General features: G+C 58.4%; 13 protein-coding genes. 9 read left to right on the forward strand and 4 right to left on the reverse strand.

Annotated elements, in window-relative coordinates:
- Nucleotides 1-334: 334 nt before the first annotated feature.
- Nucleotides 335-1444, reverse strand: a complete 1110-nt coding sequence (locus NKH63_RS12975) for an acyltransferase family protein (RefSeq protein ID WP_352484581.1) — start codon at nt 1442-1444, stop codon at nt 335-337.
- Nucleotides 1445-1508: 64 nt separating this feature from the next.
- Nucleotides 1509-2357: a class I SAM-dependent methyltransferase gene (locus tag NKH63_RS12980; RefSeq protein ID WP_352484582.1), complete on the reverse strand. Its 849-nt coding sequence runs from the start codon at nt 2355-2357 to the stop codon at nt 1509-1511.
- Nucleotides 2358-2783: 426 nt separating this feature from the next.
- Here NKH63_RS12980 and NKH63_RS12985 point away from each other — a divergent pair, with 426 nt between their 5' ends.
- The 8 genes from NKH63_RS12985 to NKH63_RS13020 all read left to right on the forward strand — a co-directional run bounded on the left by NKH63_RS12985 (nt 2784) and on the right by NKH63_RS13020 (nt 13954).
- The gene (locus NKH63_RS12985; RefSeq protein WP_023718570.1) at nt 2784-3494 is read left to right on the forward strand and encodes an AAA family ATPase; all 711 of its coding nucleotides are present in this window, start codon (nt 2784-2786) and stop codon (nt 3492-3494) included.
- 89 nt (nt 3495-3583) lie between these two features.
- Nucleotides 3584-4864 (forward strand): hypothetical protein, encoded by a 1281-nt coding sequence (locus tag NKH63_RS12990; protein WP_352494504.1) that lies wholly within the window; start codon nt 3584-3586, stop codon nt 4862-4864.
- A 278-nt stretch (nt 4865-5142) separates the two neighbouring features.
- On the forward strand, nt 5143-5376 hold the full coding sequence (locus NKH63_RS12995; protein WP_084642590.1) for a Trm112 family protein: 234 nt from the start codon (nt 5143-5145) through the stop codon (nt 5374-5376).
- A gap of 337 nt (nt 5377-5713) precedes the next feature.
- The gene (locus NKH63_RS13000) at nt 5714-6937 is read left to right on the forward strand and encodes a glycosyltransferase family 4 protein (RefSeq protein ID WP_352484586.1); all 1224 of its coding nucleotides are present in this window, start codon (nt 5714-5716) and stop codon (nt 6935-6937) included.
- Nucleotides 6934-8190, forward strand: a complete 1257-nt coding sequence (locus NKH63_RS13005) for an O-antigen ligase family protein (RefSeq protein ID WP_023718567.1) — start codon at nt 6934-6936, stop codon at nt 8188-8190. The genes NKH63_RS13000 and NKH63_RS13005 overlap by 4 nt, the downstream gene beginning before the upstream one ends.
- Before the next feature lie 4 nt (nt 8191-8194).
- Nucleotides 8195-10192 carry an asparagine synthase (glutamine-hydrolyzing) gene (gene asnB / locus NKH63_RS13010; RefSeq protein ID WP_352484587.1) on the forward strand — a complete coding sequence of 666 codons (1998 nt, stop codon included), beginning with the start codon at nt 8195-8197 and terminating at the stop codon, nt 10190-10192.
- Nucleotide 10193: 1 nt separating this feature from the next.
- Entirely contained in the window at nt 10194-12416 is a 2223-nt protein-coding gene (locus NKH63_RS13015) for a GumC family protein (RefSeq protein WP_352917940.1), read from the forward strand.
- On the forward strand, nt 12413-13954 hold the full coding sequence (locus NKH63_RS13020) for a lipopolysaccharide biosynthesis protein (RefSeq protein WP_352484590.1): 1542 nt from the start codon (nt 12413-12415) through the stop codon (nt 13952-13954). The genes NKH63_RS13015 and NKH63_RS13020 overlap by 4 nt, the downstream gene beginning before the upstream one ends.
- A gap of 182 nt (nt 13955-14136) precedes the next feature.
- Here NKH63_RS13020 and NKH63_RS13025 read toward each other — a convergent pair whose 3' ends face one another.
- A complete protein-coding gene (locus NKH63_RS13025; protein WP_352484612.1) occupies nt 14137-15219 on the reverse strand; it encodes an NAD-dependent epimerase in 1083 nt (360 codons plus the stop codon).
- 305 nt (nt 15220-15524) lie between these two features.
- Entirely contained in the window at nt 15525-16235 is a 711-nt protein-coding gene (locus NKH63_RS13030; RefSeq protein WP_031193850.1) for a helix-turn-helix transcriptional regulator, read from the reverse strand.
- 289 nt (nt 16236-16524) lie between these two features.
- On the opposite strand from NKH63_RS13030, the gene NKH63_RS13035 reads away from it, so the two are divergent.
- Entirely contained in the window at nt 16525-18264 is a 1740-nt protein-coding gene (locus NKH63_RS13035) for a sensor histidine kinase (protein ID WP_352484592.1), read from the forward strand.
- The last annotated feature ends 182 nt before the right edge of the window (nt 18265-18446 follow it).

The following is an 18446-nucleotide window of genomic DNA, read 5'->3' on the forward strand; positions in this document are numbered from 1 at the left end:
TATATTAGCGCCAAATCACATACCGGCACCCCGTGAGAGAAACTTTGATCGTAAGTTGATACACACAGTGCGACCTTCTCCCCGATAAGCCCTTCGATGCGGTGCCAGATCGCAAGAGAGTCTTGCGCCATGTGCCGGACCTGGCGTGCGCTATTTGGAGTGCGCTTCGCTGCTCTTGAAGCCTCGTCATGCGGGGTGCTGGGGAATCGGCTGAGCCGTCAATGAAACCGGAAGCGGGACACATCCAGTGTGCCGTACAGCGTGCCAAGCCTGGATACCCCGGTGTTTCGCGATTAACGCGAATCTTTCTGGCACACCCGCCGAGCGCTTCTGATCACGATGTTCGTGCGGACGAGGTTGGCCGGATTGGCTGCGACGCTGGTGCAAGGCGATATATCCCAGACACCAGAGCGCGAACGAGCGGCTTGCGTACCGGCGTCTCGATGAAGCGCCAGACGAGAAAAGAGGCAAGAAGAATCCCGGCAAAGACAACGAAGAATGCGGCGTTCTTTCCGACATGCGGCGCCAGCGCGTTAAGCGAGATGTAGCCAATATACTGATGCAAAAGATACAGCGGATAAGTCAATCCTCCGAGCATCATGACAACCTTGGATGGAGCAATCACGGAGCGGAGCAGTATCGCGCCAGAGAAGACTCCGTAGACCACTATATTGGCAGCGAGGAGAGCAGGATACGAAATGGCAGCGCCAAAGTGCTCATGCATCCAGTTGTGAGAGAAGATTATGGTCTGGCAAGACACCAGGAATGCGACGGCAAGAAGCAGGAACGCAGCCGGCGAACGGCCCCTTGCAACGATGTCTTCCGCGAGGATGCCGGCGGCAAACAAAGGCGCATAGTTTGTAATAAAGAGAATGCGTATCACCGCGTTCTCAAAGAAGAACTCGTTGCTTGCCGAAATTGCGAGCCAGATGGCAGCGATAGGTATTTTCCAGCGCTGAAAGGCACCCGCAAAGATCAGCACTGCAACCCAGCCGTAGAACAGGATCTCGAGCATGATCGACCAGTAGGCCCCATCCATGGATGGTCTGCCGAAGAGGCGGGCGAACATAGAGAGATTGGCTACATAGGTCGCAATATCGGTCGGAAAACGCTGGTCTTTGGCGACGACGAGAACAACAAAAGTTGCGGTCATGCAGACGAGGAATCCGGGATAAAGCCGGGCGAAGCGGGCGACCGCGAATTCCTGCCAGGTTCGACCTTCGGCCGACCACGCGATGACGAAACCGCTGATCAGGAAAAACAGATTGACGCCGAGATAGCCATAGATGGCGTAAGGTGCTGCGGCAGGATATTCCACATCGAGACTTCCGGCGATCGCGCCGCCAAAAAGATAATGATAGAGCACGACCGCGAGGGCTGCGGCCAAGCGCAGCAGGTCGAGTGATGCCATGCGCGCCGGAATGGCCTTGCCTGCCGGTTCCACAGCCACCTCCCGTCGCCGTTTCAGCTTTTGACACCCATCAGCGGCTTGATCCGCAATGCCAGTGCTAACGCAAAGGCTGCAAACCGGCGGCAGGCCACGCCTTTACCTTCTCAAGTACGAACAGCTGCTCGCAGGACAGGAACCGGAGGACGCTGAAAGAGCGTACCAGTTCGAGCCCCGCCTCTGCGAAATCCTGTCGTGCAACGTTAAGATTGACGGGATGAGGCGCCGACAGCCTTCCGGTGATTATCTTCCGCAGCCTTAGTCGCATTCTCTGGAGGCGGGTGCCAACGCCGTAGGATACGATCAGACGGCGGCTGGCAACGCGCGCGAGCTCCATGATAATGTCGCGCCTGAGATGTGGCGGGATAAGATGGATGAGGCGAAGACAGACCACCGTGTCAAAGCTTTCGTCGGCGAACGGCAGTTGCGTCACGTCACATCGGATGAATCCCCGAAATCCGGGCTGACCTTCATATGCTGACTTAGCCAGGGCCATCATTTCCATTGAAATGTCTGCAGCCAGCACCTGACAATCATGCCGGCCCAGCACGCCAGCCAGCTTCCCGGTTCCGCATGGGATATCGAGCACCTGGGATGGAGGCGGGCTGCACCTCTCCAGCGCCTTGGCGATGCAGCGCTGCTCCCGTCGCGCAATGACGTAGGATGCAATTGTAGACAGCTTCAAGCGGCCTGCATATCCGTCCAGGTACCAGCTCGCAAAGCTCGGATCCTGATATCTCTGCTTTGTTGGGAGATCATAGGCCGCGGCCGCGACTTCGGCGTCGTAACTAGTAGGCATAGCGGCTGTAGCCCCTGCTGACGGATATGACTTGAGGTCCTCGCTCATCTGCCCGCTTTCATACGATTTCTCCTGAGATGGAATCGAAGATTTTTTGTCCAACATATTCATTGGATGCCCCCAAGCTGTTCTATTGGCGATAGAGGCGGCAAAAGATCAGTTCTGGGTGGGGCCATCGCAGAGGTAAGGTTTCCAGATGGCTGGGTATCTCGCATCCCCCGAACGGATGAGACATGCCGAACTTATGACTACTGAGCCCCGTGGAGGTGCGCTGGGGCATTGGGCTACTGCACAGCCCTGTCGGGGACGGAACGGCAAACGGATGGAAGGCAATCGGGAAGGATAGTGACCGAAACGCACTCCTTCCGTTCACGATTATGGCCTTCGTCGATATCCTAACGTGACCACACCGTCATTCATACGGATGGCGCGAATTCCTGGCTCGTCGGCTAGACATCCCGGGAAGAGATGGGCGTTCGCTTCAGCAAATGGACATAACATCACTGCCGGAAGGCTTCCCTCAGTCTGGATTGAAAGATGATCTTGGAGCTATTTGGGCCGTCCGGTGCTGGTAAGACGACGTTGGCGTGCGAGCTGGTGCACGTTCTGCGAGCTCAGGGCTACTCTGTTGTTTTGCAGACCGGCGACCGTCGACACCCGGTTAGAAGAGCCGCCTTCAAACTAGTCTCCGGCTTGCATTCAAAGTGGATTGGACAGCGTTCTCTCGGTGCAGAAGTGCTTAAGATCCTTCCACCCAAGAATGAGCTGTGGGCGGCTCGTCTGAACTGGCATCTTGAAGCTCTTCTACAAGCCTGGCGCGCGGCAATAGCGTCCAAGGACACGATCTCAATTTTTGACCAGGGTATGGTGCAATTCGTGTGCTCGCTGGTTTTGTTCAGCGGCATAACGGATCGTGAAAGGGTGTCGTGCGCCCTCGAGCTTCTACCCAAACCGGACCTGCTTGTCCGATTGCAGGCGCCACGAGAGATTCTAGAGGCGCGGTTGAGGGAACGCCGGCGTAATCTCGGCATCATTCAGAAGTTCCTCGAAGTTGATCTGCAGAGCAGTCTTGATCATATCGACCACGTTAATCTTATCGAGGAACAACTTGGATCGTTCCCGGTACCGACAACTTGCGTTGAAAGCTTAGATTCAGACGGGCTCGCTGCCGCCACCGAAATAATAGCGCGTGGAGTAATTGACAAGTTTGGCGCGGCGCGGGCGAAATTTAAAAGGGTTGAAGCTTAGAGAGATACGGTTTTGAAGCGTCGAGAAGAAGGTGTCCAATAAAAACGGAAATCGAACTATTGAGACGGAACCGCGTGAGTTGACACGACATGCGCTTTTTTCGCTACCAAATTGTCTTGGCGTTGACGCTAGCTGCCAGCGCGACATCCATAGATCTGCGCGGAGCGGTGAGTGAAGAGGATGTGGCATCGACAAAGTTCGTCGCGCCGGTGGCCATGGACCTGCCTGATTACCTGCACCCGGCGAAGGATGCGGCATTTGGCACAACTTTCACGCGAATAACCAAACCCGGAATCCTCGGCGCCGGCATCGCATGCGGGAGCAAATATTGCAGCCACCGCTATTCGAGCGCTCAGGCCTGGAATTCGGATCAGAGCCTTCTTGTCATCAGCAACGGCTGCGGCGGCTTATGCTTCCTGGATGGGCGCACCTACGCTCCGCTTTTTCGCCGTGTTCGATCGATCGAATGCGAATGGCACCCTCGCGATCCCGACCTGATGATCTGCGTCGGTGGTCGGAAAATCTCGACGTGGGCGCCACGCACCAATCATGAGGAGGTCCTGTTTGTTTCGACTGACAGTAGTGATCTCCAGTTCGGCCCTTATAAAGGGAATCCGAGCCGTGACGGCAGCCGTATAGCCGTGCGCGCGGTTCGCGGGGACGGCAAAGCGGTCGTCTTTGCCTACGATCTCAAACAGCGGCGGAAGTTTCCGGAAATCGATCTCGCACAGCTTGTCGGGACCAACAGCGCCTGCTCAATCTCGCCGCTAGGCGTCAACATCTTATGCATTCAGTACCTAAAAGACGAAACTGAACAGACGTTCATCTTTTCGGTTGACGGCGTTCTGCGCCAAAAATGGACCGAGCATCATCGGCCTGGCCATGGGGACATGACGGTCGATGCCGACGGCAGCGAAATCTATGTGGGGATCAGTAAATCCGATCCGGACATATTCCAGGTGATCAAGCGAAGGCTGTCAGATGGGAAAGTCACCTCGCTGATGAGATATGGCGAAGCACAGCATGCATCGCTCAGGTCACTGGACAGGCCGGGTTGGGTGTTCCTTAGCTATTCCGGCGACCCGGACGAAGTATCGAAATATCCGAATTGGGCGCCGTATGCGCGGGAAGTCATCGCGCTGCGCATCGACGGCAGCGGAGAGGTTCGACGTATTGTGCAGACGAAGAACGCTCCATTCGACTACTGGAGTGAGACCCACGCCTCGCCGTCCCCAGACGGTTCACAGGTGGTCTGGTCAAGCAATTGGGGAGTACCCGGCGGTCCGGTTTACGATTTCGTCGCCCGTATTGACTGGCCGGAACGGTCAAACACTGGCTCGAGAGCATTAACCGCGAGCGGTCTTCAATAACGAAACCTTCCGGTCACCTATCACGGTTGTCTCCGATCGTGCTTACCCATTGTGCGTTCAACACCTCACCTCCAACTTCGCCGCCACGCAGCTCCGTTCAATGTCAATTCATTCAAACAGACGACGACAGGTGGCCAAGCCTGCACCTACCGTGAAAGTGCAGTTTGCAAGGCTTATGACACTTGCCGGAACTCTACGATTTACAGAAATGACTCGAACGTCGGGTGATGGCTTTTGTGCGAAAGACGCTCGCGTCGGAGCCGAGAAAGGAATAGCAGATGGATGCGGATAGGCGAGCCGAAGAGAATGCCTCTTTCAATCCTGAGTTGTTGAAACGGTTAGTATGCCCAGTGACCAAAGGCTCACTTGCCTGGGATGGGGATCGCGACGAACTCGTATCGAAGAGCGCAGGACTTGCCTACCCGGTACGCGACGGCATTCCGATCCTGCTAGCATCGGAGGCACGGGCGATCATCTCCCGCGTGGTCAAACTTCGCGCATCCAGAGGATGAGCTAGCCGCGCAAATTAGGCGGCATTCCGACGGCAACCAGCACCAAGACAGGAAAGTGCCGCGGAGCGCGAGCCGTTTGTCAACGGACCACTCCGTGCTCGGGCATCTGGGCAGTGCCGACCTTTTTGATGCAACGCGCGGCTACCTGAACCGGCTGGGCACGGCGATCCGTTTCCGGGACACGGTGTGTGTCATTCAAACAGACGAGGACAGTGGCAAGGCCTGCCCCTACCGTGATCTTGGGCGTGATGGGTAACGAAACCAACACTATGAAAGCAAATTCAACGGCCGGCCACTTCGCGCGATCGGGCTACGGCGAACGGTCAGGAGACGCAGGATGAATCCGCACCTCGTGTGTGTTGGAGGCGAGGATCACGCCCTGCGAATCCCCTTCCTGATGTCGCTGCGAGAGAAGGGATTCCAGGTTACTGCGGTTTCGAGCGGCGGTGAAGCCGCATTCCTGCGGCATGGCATTCCGCATCGCAGCTACGGTTTCGACCGCTTTTCCAGCAGCAGCGGGGAATGGGCCGCCATCAAAACCATTCGAAAGCTGATGGCGGAACTCCGGCCGGATATTATCCAAAGCTTCGACACCAAGCCCAACCTGGTGACGCCACTTGCGGTGCGCGGGAGCGTTCCAGTCGTGCGCACAATCAACGGTCTGGGCTGGACGTTCTCGTCCCTGGAACCGCGCGCCCTGGCCCTGCGCCCAATCTTTTGCGGACTGCAATGGCTTTCGTCCTTATGGACGGCCGCTACGGTGTTCCAAAATCGGGACGATCAGTCATTCTTTGAACGCTACCGACTGATCATACGTGGCAGCGGACGAGTGATCCGCAGTTCTGGAATCGACGTCGATGCGTTCGCCATGGCAAGGCATCTTGCCCCGTCGGCGATGAAAATGCGCGAGGAGCTTGGGCTCCAATCCGCCGAGATCGTAATTTTTGTCGGCCGGCTAACTCGCCAGAAAGGCATCCCGACACTCCTCAAGGCAGTCCCTCGCATTTTGGCTGAAAGGCCCGATGCCCGTTTCGTGCTTGTCGGGCCATTGGAATCCGAGGGCCCATTTGCGGTGGACAAGGCGGAGATTGATCGACATGCGCCCCATGTCATCGCCTTGGGCCCACGACGCGACGTTCCTGCCCTGCTTGGCATGGCCGATCTGTTCGCCTTTCCGACACAATATCGCGAAGGGATTCCGCGCGTCCTGCTGGAGGCAGGGCTTGCAGGATTGCCTATCGTCGCCTCAAGGATGCCTGGCTGCAATGAGGTGGTCGAAGACGGATGGAACGGCCATCTCGTCCCACCGCACGATCCGAACAGCCTTGCATCTCGAATTATAGACCTCTTGTCCGACCGCCGGAAAGGAAGGACCATGGGCGCTCGCTCTGTCGAGCTGGTCCGGACGCAGTTCTCGCTGCCCTGGGTGGTCGAGCAATATTGCGATCTCTACGACAATGTCCTTAGCGCCAAATCCCATGGCGGCTTCGCTCGACCGGCGTCGCCCGCGTTGCTTGAAGAGGCTGCTGCAAACCGCGCATTGGGTGGAGCGCGCCGATGATCCGCGACGCGTTGCTGGCCTGCGGCGTTGCGATGTCCTATGCGGCGCAGCTCACCATTCCGGGAGTGCCACTCGGCTATGGCGAGCTGTTTCTCGCGCTTTGGATCATGCTGTCGATCGGCCGGGTGCTCGCCGGCGGTCATTTGGTAGTCAGGCCCGCCCTGATCCGTGTCGCGGGCTTCTGGCTGATCATGACGCTTGCTCTGGGGATTGGCACCATCGTCGGCTATCTGACCACGGTGCTGTACCTGTCGGTGGTGATGCACGATATGATAGCCTACCTGCTGCTGATCTGCGTCACCTGCCTAGCCGCCGCGGAGCCCGAGGCTGATCGTCATCTGCGCAGTACTGCCTGGTGGGTGGTCGCGATCGCGAATGCAGGCTTTATTGTTCAGCTGGCACTTGGATGGGGTTGGATCCACCAATCCGGCGTCGATCCGTGGTACTGGGATCGCTTCCGCGGCTGGTCCGAGAACCCGAACCAGCTCGCGCTCTATTGTGCACTCTTTGGCCCATTCGCCTTGCATCTTGCGACGACCACAAGCAATCCGTGGGCGAGATTGGCCGGGCTCAGCAGCCTTATCCTGACCATCTATATCGGAAGGCTGACGAAGAGTGATACCTATCTGTACACGACGGTCCTGGCCTGCTTGATATTTCTTGGGCTGCGGGTTCGGACATGGCTCGCAACCGGTGACGGCAAGGCCAGCTTTTCCCGGCAAGTTACCCTCCTGTTGATGATTGGCTTCCTTCCGTTGGCCTTGTCGATGACGCCCTACATTCTCACGGAAGCGGGCAGCGTCGAACAGTTCGCCTTAAGTCTCACCAAGGACAAGGGCGGCGACGCAACCGCCGAAACCGCCGCACTTCGCCTCCATCTCTGGGGAGATGCATTGGGCAAGGGCCTGACGTCAGGATCCCTGGGCCTTGGTCCTGGGCCGCATCTGGAGCGCCCGCCCATTTCCTACAGCCAGTTTCTGCCCCGGCCTTTCGAGGCTCACAACACGATTCTCGATCTATACACTCAAGGTGGTTTGATTGCGGTCCTAGCCCTGGCCTGGATTGTCGGCGCGGCGGCTTTATGCGCATGGCGTGCAAAGCTCGATGCCCTGTTCGTGCTCGTCGTGTCGATCGTTATCTTCGGGATGCCACATCTGATCATCCGCCATCCAATCGTGTGGTTTGCGCTGACCATTTGCCTTGTTGCCGGAACGCCGCAAACGGTTTCGGCAACCTCGAGCGACCGGAGGTGATGGCATGTGTGGGATTGCCGGAATTCTCCTTGCACCCGATGCAGCCAGTGCCAGGCCGCTCACGGCCATAGGGCAGATGACGACGGGCCTTCGTCATCGCGGGCCTGATGGTGAAGGCTTCTGGGTCAACCGTGAAGCCGGCATCGCCTTCGGCCACAGGCGTTTGGCTATCGTCGATCTATCGGAGGCGGGACGCCAACCAATGCATTCGGCAAGTGGCCGATATGCCATTACGTTCAACGGCGAGATCTACAATTTCCGCGATCTGCGCCGCGAACTTGAAGGCGCTGGCCATCGGTTCCGTGGCGCCAGCGATACCGAAGTCATGCTGTGCGCAATCGAGAGTTGGGGTCTCGACACCGCACTGACGCGCCTCGCTGGCATGTTCGCATTTGGATTGTGGGATCTGAAGACCAGGACCCTCCATCTCGCCCGCGACCGAATGGGCAAAAAGCCGCTCTATGTTGCTGCAACACGCGATGCGCTTGTTTTTGCCTCCGAGTTGAAGGCGATCAATCGTTTTCCAGGGTTCTGTCAGGAGCTCGATCTCGACGCGGCTGCGACGATGCTTTCGAAGGGATGGGTGCCGGGTAACAGTTGCATCTGGCAAGGCGTATTCAAGTTACCTCCTGGCTCGGTTCTGTCTGTGACGGCGGCAGATTTTGCCGAGGCGCGCAGTGCCGCATCCCTTTCGCAACGCGTCCGACACTGGTGGTCGCTGCCTGAAGTCGCCGCGAACGGTCGACTGAATCCAATCGCCGGCACCGACGAAGAACTGACCGACGAACTCGACGACCTGCTGCGACTTGCCGTTCGGGAACGCATGGTAGCCGATGTGCCGCTGGGTGCCTTTCTGTCTGGTGGCATCGACAGCTCCGCCGTTGTGGCGCTGATGCAGGCTCAGTCGCCGAAGCCGGTGCGCACATTCACGATTGCTTTCGGAGAAGGCGGGTTTGATGAGGCTCCCCACGCCGCGGAGGTTGCGCGGCATCTGGGCACCAATCATACTGAACTACACCTTTCGGCCGCCGCTGCGCGCGAGGTCATTCCAGAATTGCCGCAGATCTGGGACGAGCCGTTCGCCGACGAATCGCAGATACCAACTTTGCTGGTGGCGCGGCTCGCCCGCCAGCATGTTACCGTGGCCCTGTCAGGCGACGGTGGCGATGAATGCTTCGCCGGTTACGCCCGCCACTTCATGGCGGCGCGGTTGAAACGACAGCATGCGCTGCCGTCGCCGCTGCGTCACACGCTTGCTGCAGGGGTCGAATTGCTGGCCCGTGCGGCGCGCTACGATCTCGTCAGCAAGCTGCCGCTTTCGGCGAGTGCACGGCTCGCGCTGCGGAGCGATCGGCTGCACCGCCTCGCTCGGCTGCTCGCCGCAGCAGATGAGGACGAATTGTATCAACGGCTGACCGGAGTATCGACCGAGAGCCTCACACTCCACAAGCCGCCCACATCAATTCAAGAGTCACCCCGGCTTGATGGCCTGCTGTCCCGTCTCTTGTACGACGACATGGCCGGCTACCTGCCCGACGATATACTGGTGAAGTTGGACCGTGCCAGCATGGCCAACAGCCTCGAGGGCCGGTGCCCGCTTCTCGACCATCGGGTTGTCGAATTCGCTTGGCGGCTGCCCGCACATGCGAAGGTTCGCAATGGCAAAGGCAAGTGGATACTTCGTCAGTTGCTGAGCCGCTATCTTCCGCAACGGCTGATCGACCGGCCGAAGCAGGGTTTCGATGTTCCCATAGCGGTCTGGCTGAGAGGCCCGTTGCGCGACTGGGCCAGCGATCTGGTCGCCGATATGCGCCTCTCCGGAGATGGGATCTTCGACTTTGCGAAGGTCGCGATGTGCTGGCGCGACCACCTTGACGGAACACAGGACCATTCTCGTGATTTGTGGCCCGCATTGATGTTCCAGGCCTGGCGCAACGAGGCCGGGCGGCCCCCAGGGCCGGCAACGGGCATGTCTACAGTGCTCGAACTGACAGGAGTATAAGATGGAAGGTTCCATAGTCAGCCGCATTCACCTTCCGCGCGCCACTGAAATGCACGTGCCGACGCGCGAGATCAACCCGCGCATGAGGCCATTCCTGCGCGAACAGATCGACGCGCAGACCCCCTTCCATCAACTCCTTATTACCGTCGCGAGGAGAAAATGGTTCCTGCTTGCAATGGTGATTTTGGGCGGTGTGTTGGCTGGGCTTGCGGGTTTTGCGCGTCCCGTCCTGTTCGAGTCGACCGCACAGGTGATTGTCGATGCTCCTGGCAGGAATGCGGCTCCCGGAGGCGCAGATTCTGCGCAGGAGATGCTGGATGCGAGCATTGATGACCACTTAACCATGCTCTCTTCGCAGGGGCATCTGCGTCGCGTGGTGGCAGCCCTGCGCAAGACGGAGGTTGGTAACATTGCTGAGCAAGGGGATGTCGTAACCGGAAATTCACGCCCCGCTCCGGCCGGCGGCGACTTGCAGAACATACGCACCTTCGCAGCCGGTCTGCTGGAAAGCATTTGGCCGCAGGGCAAGCCGGCGGCCGCCGATGAAGACGAACTCAAGGCATTACGGAAGGGCATGAGGGTTGGACAGGAACTGCGATCAAGAGTGATCACGGTCGGCTTCACCGACAACGATCCGGCGCGAGCCGCCCTTGTGGCCAATACGTTCGTCCAAGTATACATCGACGATCTCGCACAGAAGCGCAGGGCGTCAGACAGACTGGAACTCGCCTCGATCGTCGCTAGCCTACCGGTCGTACAAAGCGACTTGGCGAAAGCAACCGACCGCCTGGAAAAGTATCGGCTGAGCCATGGCGCGGTCGATCAAGGTGCGGCGGACAACGCTGCCAAGGAGACAGCCGAGCTCAGCCAGCAGATATCTTTGTCGAAGGCGGATCTCTCCGCAACGGAATCTCGCCTTCAACACATCGAGGCTTTGCGAAAGGAAGGAGCATCGGTCGCGGCGCTCGCCGAAGCGATCGGGTCACCGGTACTGGCCGACATGGCGGCTCGCCAAGCCAACGACAATGCGGATGCGGGCCTGAGTACTGCAATCAACCGCGAGATCGAACAAGGCACTGGTCGCATTGCTGCGGAGGCGAACATCTACCGTGCCCAGATTGCGGCTCTGGAGGGGCGCAAGAATGTGCTTGATGCGGTGGTGGCCGACACAGCCGGCCGGCTTTCCGGCTTGCGTGCGCTCGAGCCGCAGGTCAGCATCTTGACGCAGCGATACAACCAGCTACTCACGCAACAACAGGATCTGGTGCAGCGTATCGCAACCCCCTTGCCCGGAGTCTCGATCCTTTCAGCGGCGTGGCCGCCGACGAATCCAAAAACCCTGCCGCCCATCTTCCTTATTCCGCCCGGCATGATCGTGTTTGGTCTCATTGGCGGGATCTTCGTGATGGTCCGCAGCCGCCTCAATCAGACCTTGTGCGGCGAGGCCGAAGCTGAAGCCGCGCTCAGGGTCCCATGCCTGGGGCTGATACCGGAAGCGCCCACAATACACGCGAAACGACTTCAGCAGCTGGTTCTTGGCCAACGAAAGTCCAGCTACAGCCGAGCCATCACTTCCCTCCTCGTCACCGTGACACTCAACAAGGCGAGGGGCCGCGCTTCGCACGTCATCCTCGTAACGTCCAGTATCCGGCATGATGGCAAGACCGAGCTTGCATGGAGCCTGGCGTTGGCAGCTACCCGACTTGGGGGACGAGTGCTTTTTCTCGATCTTGGCAGCACGGGGGCCCGCCTCACGAACGAGTTCCTGAACGAATTCGGCGCGCTCCGGCCGCATAAATCCTTTGGAGACTATATGAACGACCGTTGTCCCCTGCACGACGCGGTCACGGGAATGCCTGAAATTGGAATCGACTTCATGGCGCTGGCACCATCAGAGGATCTGCTGCCGCAGCTGTCCATGATCGACGGATCCCTGGTCACAGATGAGCTGCGCTCAATCTACAGCGTCGTCATTATAAATGGACCGCTGGGACTTGGAGGACCTGAGGCCAGGCTACTGACGGGCTGGGCTGACGCGGTTCTGTTCGCCGTTCGCTGGGGCAGGACGCGTCGCAGCATCGCGCGCGGTGTTCTGCAGCTGCTGACGGAGGACGAGACGGCTCAGGTCCCCGTAGGCAGCGTTCTCACGCACGTCAATCTACAGAAACACGCTGGCTATCGGTTTGGGGACAGCGCAGATCTCTTGCTCGAGAGAACATCATGAGTGTCACATGCGGGCTTCCGCGTAACGACCGTCGCGGCAGTCAGTCTGTCGAGCGGAAGATAATATCGAAGAGTTCGCAGACCGGAGCTGGGCCCGCCGGCGCAAGAGACATCGACGATTGCAGCGATCCGAAGCTCGCCCGCTTCCCTGCGGCCTCCGTTGCTCCAACAAATATGGTTTTGCCGCACAAGGAGGACACGGGCCGGGGTCTCGGCTATGCCAGCATCTTCGCTCTTTTGGTCTATATCGGGGGTGCGGGCTTGACCAGCTTGGCGCAGTTATTGATTGCGCGCATCGTTGGCTCCACCAGCTATGGCATCTACTCCTATGTTCTGGCCTGGACCTCGGTGCTTGCCTATCTTGCAACGCTTGGGTTCCATGTATCCTTGCTGCGTTTCGTCTCCGCCTACAGTGCCAAAGGGCGGCTTGACCTGGTACACGGGGTAATCAGGTTTGCTCTGCAAAGGTCGCTGGCGGCAGCGACACTATTCGGCATCATTGGCGCCGCCTTGGTCTTGTTCTTTTCGGATTCTTCTCACAAGGAGCTTCAAACCAGCCAGCTGCTAGGCATGGCAGCAGTGCCTTTGGTCACCGCCTACGCGTTGGGCGCAACACTTGTTCGTGCTTTCGGCGGCGGTGTCTCGGCCCTCATGCCGGAACGCATCGTGCGCGACGGCCTATTGTTGACGTTGCTGGGAATGGCGGTCTTATCCGGATCATGGACCCCCAACGCACCGCTGGTGATGCAGGCGGTGCTGGCAAGTTCAGCCATCACGGTCGGCCTGGTGTTCATCATGGCGGCAAAATTTCAGCCGCCCGGCTTGCGGCAGGTTCAGCCAGGCAACGAGTCGCGGGAATGGTGGTCCGCGGTTCCGCCAATGATGCTCATGGCCGGGCTCGATGTTTTCATCAGCCGGGCCGGGGTCATGGTGCTGGGCTGGACGCATCACATTCGCGAAGCGGGCATTTTCGCCTTGGGATTGAACGTCGCATTGCTTGTGAGCCTTTCCCTGGTCGCTGTCTCGACGATGTTTGCGCCGACAGCGGCCGCCCTTCATGCCCGAGGCGATCGGATGGCTCTGCAGCAGCTTTTTTCACGGGCCGCCCTACTTTCCTCTGGCGGCGCCATAGCGATGGCCATCCCGATGCTTGCGATTATTGAACCTCTGTTGAGCTGGTTCGGCGGAGATTTCAGTACAGCGGCACCCGTCGCGCGGATACTCATTCTCGGATATGTCTTTGTCGCGCTATGCGGACCCCAGATGCTCCTCTTGATGATGACTGGAAACGAATGGGCGGCAGCCGCAACCATGATCGCCGGCGCCGCGGCCAGCATCATGGGCTGTGCCGCAGGAATTGCACTCTACGGCGCGCCGGGCGCCGCAGTGGGCCTCGCGCTTGCGTTGGCGATTTGGAATGTGGCGATGTCGATTTATATCAGCAAACGGCTGAAAATTATCCCTGGGCTGATCTTTGCGCTGGCGTCGCTCAGAACGCGCGCAGTCGAAGGCCAGCCGCCTCATTGGTTCCTGCGCTGATCTGATGTTATCGCGCCCGATACTCGACGGCATCAGCGTTCAGGAATTTCGAGTCCAAGATTGTGTCGGATAGAGGCTGGCGGGGGCGGCTTTGGGGCCGACACTCGCTTTATTCTCTGTCCGAAAAAAATGCGAAATCTCAAATTTGCCGAGTGGCAGATCGTTGCCCGACAAGGCGCGGCCTACACTGTGGCCTCATCATTCACCGACGTTTGTTGCCGTATGCTGACCGCGGCATCCGTTCCATGAAAGTCCCGGTACCATTCGACAAAGCGTTGCACTCCGTCCTCAAGCGGTGTCGCCGGGGCGAAGCCGACGGCCTTGCGGAGATCGCTGACGTCGGCGCGCGTCTCCAGAACGTCGCCAGGCGGCAACGGCACATCCACGCGAAGCGCCCGGCTGTCAAGGGCGGTCTCGATGATCGAAATCAGCCGGTTGATTTCCTCGGGCCGGTCGTTGCCGATATTGTAGACGCGACACGGCGCGGAACTTGTAGCAGGGTCGGCGGTGCAAGGGTCCCAATTCGGATCGGGCCGCGGCGGTGCAGCGAGTGCCCGAACCACGCCCTCAGCGATATCGTCGATATAGGTGAAGTCTCGCCAGACGCGGCCGGCATTGGCTACTTCGATTGGCTTGCCCTCGATGATCGCGCGCGTGAACAAATAGACTGCCATGTCGGGCCTGCCCCAGGGGCCATAAACGGTAAAGAAGCGCAGTCCCGTCACGGGCAGGTCGAACAAATGGCTGTAGGAATGCGCCATGAATTCATTCGAACGCTTGGTGGCGGCGTAGAAGCTGACGGGATGATCGGCGCCGTGGTGCTCGGAAAACGGTATGGTTCGATTTAAGCCGTAGACGGAGCTCGAGGAGGCGTAGACGAGATGACTGACGCCGTAATGCCGGCAGCCCTCAAGGACGTTTAGAAACCCCACTATGTTCGATTGCACGTAGGCGTGCGGGTCAACAATTGAATGACGCACGCCGGCCTGAGCCGCGAGATGGACAAAGTGTGAGGGGCGAACGTTTGAAAACAGCAACTGAACGCGCGCGGCATCCGCCAGATCCATTCGTATCGGCGTGAACTCCGCCTCGCTACAGAGGCGTGCAAACCGCGCTTCCTTGAGCCGCAGATCGTAATAGGGTGTGAAATTGTCGACGCCCACGACTTTGACACCCAGACGCAAAAGCCGCGAGGCCACGTGAAAACCAATGAAACCTGCTGCGCCGGTGACGACGATCGGTCCTGTCCGTGCAAGTCTCTTCACCGCTTGATCCGAACGCGATCGGGCGATTTCCACCTTCTCCGTTGCGGCAAGGACAGACTCGCTGCATAGATCGTTGTCCAACTTGTCGCCTTTCGAATTCCATTCGACAGTACCGAATTGCCGGTCCGAGATTCCAGCTTCCGATATTTACGTCAGCGCATCGAACCTGGTGGAGTTCAGGCAACGTCGGTGCCACGAACCGCGCAACGCGATGCACGACCTGCCAAATCATGACACTCCAAATTGCGTCGTCTGGATCCCGGGCGGACGCCGACGTCCGGCGATTGCATTTAAGTGGCGGGCCCTTATGGCAGGACCGAAATACGCCCAAGAAGGGCCACCAGTTCCGCCTGGCGTTTCGTTTCGGTCTTGGCGAACAGCGAGGCAAGCTGGGAACGGATCGTGGTGCGGCTGAGACGCCAGCTGCGAGCGATCTCCAAAGGTGCGTCGCCCTGAGCCAAACGCAAGGCGAGGTGCGTTTCTGCGCTCGTCAAGCCAAACATTCTTTGCAACGTGCGAGGATTTGGCCCCGACCTGTTGTCCCGGTCCAGCAACGCCACGATGCTCGTTCCGTCGGGAGCAATAACTCCGTTCTCGTTCAGTATCACCGGCCGGTCGCCCCTGCTGCGGATTACCACCCAGGATAACGAGCCCGGCAGGAATTGGCCCGGAACATTCGCGATCAGCCGCCTTAGGGCGGCCGTAAGCCCGCTCGCCGTGTCAGCCGCTTCGCCCTGGCGCTCAAGCGTGGTTTGGGCGGCTGCGTTCCACTCGACTACTTTTCTTTCGCGATTCAGCACGAGATAGCCACAGCCAATGCGATCAAGCACGCCGGTTATGGATTCCAGACTGCGGCCTTTTGGTTCCCCGAGCCTTGCGTCCAATGGATCCGATGCGCGATCGGGAAGGTGACCAGAAGAGGGTCGCGTATTCCGCGCGTCAAAATCGTACTTGGTCCTCGTAGCAATGTACCTACCGCCCGAAGAAGCATCAACATGTCTATCGATCAGATTCATTTTCTACCCCTAACCCAAAGTTTCACACAGGCCCGAAAATAAGTATTCGGGATTCGGATAATCTTTTATGTTTAGATGGATTCTAGTCTTCTATGCGCTGACGGATAACGTGTTCATCACCACCTTGAAAACTCAATATGATCTGACAGTTCTAAGGCAGCTCATAGCCCCTGCTGCATCCGATAAAATGCGCGCTATGATAGCGGTATGGCAATCCGGCAGTGGTACTAAGCTGTACGTTTTTTGCTCTAGTCTCGACGGGCTAGTCAGAAGGTTGTAGTCTGTGTCCATGAGCTCGCAGTCGCGCAGGTCGAATTCGAACCCGTCGGGCAGATTGCTAACTCATATTGCCTCTGCATCCGTACTAGCTGCCACGCTGATATTTGAAATAAAATCGTCAGCCTATATTGGGCAAGGCGCCAGTTTTCTGGAATTTGTTCCGGCTATTATTATTATCGCTTATCTCGAAGATCGTGTGCCTGCGCTCGCTGCGACCATTCTGATGGTGGCGGTCGGCCTTTGGGCGCGAGGATACGATCAGATTTCAAATGGCGATTGGGCACGCGCAATCCTGCTTCTGGTTTCGGGTGGGGTGATTGCCATGACGTTCCATCGCCTGCGGCAGGACTTGCGTGAGCTGCTAGAAGTCGCGGAGGCCAGGCTCGCTGCCGTCGAGGCGACCGAAAGCCGCTATCGTTGGGCCTTCGAACGTGCTGCCATGGGATTCGCGAACACCAACGAGAAAGGTGAGTTGCTGCAATCCAACAGACGCCTTTGTGAGATGACCGGGTACAAGGAGGAGGAGCTTGCCCAATTGCAGCTCGATACGCTCGCCCACCCGAACGACCGGGACACCTTGGCGCAATTGTTGGCGAGCCTAGGCAACGACATTGCTTCGTTCGTTTCGGAGGTCCGTCTTTTAAGAAAGGACGGTACGGCATTCTGGGCCAGGCTAACGCTTTCTTCGTCCGTGCCCGAGGGGGGACTCTCGGAGAGCATCTTCGTGGTGGTCGACGATATTTCGGAACGACGAGCTGTTCACGAAGCGCTTCGGGCTCAGAAGGAATGGCTAGACCTCGCTCTGTCTGCTGGACGCTTGGCCACGTGGCGGATCGACCTTAAAGACGGGACAGTCACAGGCTCGGACACGTTCTGGGACGTTCTCGGCTTGGCCCAGGCCAATAGCCGCAGTTTGGAGGAACTATCAGCTGTCGTTCATCCGGCGGACTGGCCAAAGCTGGCGGCATCGAGCAAGTCCGCATCATCGGTCATGAATTACGATGTTGAGATACGCGTCCGCCGACCCGACGGGCATATCCGCTGGGTTGCCCTGCGCGGAAGGGAGGAAAGACAGGGTGATGGAGGACAGCGGCTTGGAGTGGCTGCCGACCTGAGCGAGAGACGACAAACCACGCTGCTGCGCGCCGCGGCAAAGAAGCGGGAGCGCATTATGCTCGAACAACGCCACAGGTTCGGCAACGTTTTCGCGGTGATCACGGCGCTCGTGAAAATGGTCGATGTTCCTGGAAACAATGTTGCCAAATACAAGGAAATGCTGATCGACCGGATACGCGCGCTCGAGGCAACCCATCTGCTTCTTTCACGCAACGGCAGCGTATCGGGGGCGCTAAACGATCTCGTTGCTCAAGAGTTGCAACCATATATGGGAACACGCGCCATATCGGTCAGCGGTCCTTCCGTGGTGATGTCGGGAGGGGCCGCCGAGAGTTTTGCAATGATCGTCCACGAGCTTGCCACCAATTCCATGAAATATGGAGCGCTTGGCGATCCAAAAGGCCGGATCGACGTAAGCTGGACATTTGCACCTGAAGACACAGGCAGTGAGATCGTGTTCGAGTGGGTGGAATCGGGACGGCGGCGGACCTCGAGCGTAGTCCGTCATGGCTTCGGTTCCATGATAATCGGAGTAGATGGAGCGCCGCTTGTCGGTCACTCTCCCAAACTGGAAATGACTGACCACGGGTTGCGGTATTCGCTGCGGCTGTCACGCAAGGAAATCGGATCCTAGTGCAGTGCTCCGATCGAAAAGCAGATACCTAAAAGACGCGTCGCGCTGAATGGCCTTGGAGATGCGCTTAGGTTCTTTTCCAGGGATGTCGTTGGCCAAAGGCCGCAGCGCAGTTTCGGTATATGCAGTATATGCATGAAACCTTGGGCGCCGTTTGCATGTCCAAAAGGACGCGCGGCGCT

The organism is Mesorhizobium sp. M0960 (genome assembly GCF_040319055.1).
Taxonomy (GTDB): Bacteria; Pseudomonadota; Alphaproteobacteria; order Rhizobiales; family Rhizobiaceae; genus Mesorhizobium.

Excerpts from the sequence above, each read along its gene's own strand:
- NKH63_RS12980 (WP_352484582.1), bottom strand. The coding sequence starts at position 2,357 with ATGAATATGTTGGACAAAAAATCTTCGATTCCATCTCAGGAGAAATCG.
- NKH63_RS12985 (WP_023718570.1), top strand. The coding sequence starts at position 2,784 with ATGATCTTGGAGCTATTTGGGCCGTCCGGTGCTGGTAAGACGACGTTG.
- NKH63_RS12990 (WP_352494504.1), top strand. The coding sequence starts at position 3,584 with ATGCGCTTTTTTCGCTACCAAATTGTCTTGGCGTTGACGCTAGCTGCC.
- NKH63_RS12995 (WP_084642590.1), top strand. The coding sequence starts at position 5,143 with ATGGATGCGGATAGGCGAGCCGAAGAGAATGCCTCTTTCAATCCTGAG.
- NKH63_RS13000 (WP_352484586.1), top strand. The coding sequence starts at position 5,714 with ATGAATCCGCACCTCGTGTGTGTTGGAGGCGAGGATCACGCCCTGCGA.
- NKH63_RS13005 (WP_023718567.1), top strand. The coding sequence starts at position 6,934 with ATGATCCGCGACGCGTTGCTGGCCTGCGGCGTTGCGATGTCCTATGCG.
- asnB (WP_352484587.1), top strand. The coding sequence starts at position 8,195 with ATGTGTGGGATTGCCGGAATTCTCCTTGCACCCGATGCAGCCAGTGCC.
- NKH63_RS13015 (WP_352917940.1), top strand. The coding sequence starts at position 10,194 with ATGGAAGGTTCCATAGTCAGCCGCATTCACCTTCCGCGCGCCACTGAA.
- NKH63_RS13020 (WP_352484590.1), top strand. The coding sequence starts at position 12,413 with ATGAGTGTCACATGCGGGCTTCCGCGTAACGACCGTCGCGGCAGTCAG.
- NKH63_RS13030 (WP_031193850.1), bottom strand. The coding sequence starts at position 16,235 with ATGAATCTGATCGATAGACATGTTGATGCTTCTTCGGGCGGTAGGTAC.
- NKH63_RS13035 (WP_352484592.1), top strand. The coding sequence starts at position 16,525 with ATGAGCTCGCAGTCGCGCAGGTCGAATTCGAACCCGTCGGGCAGATTG.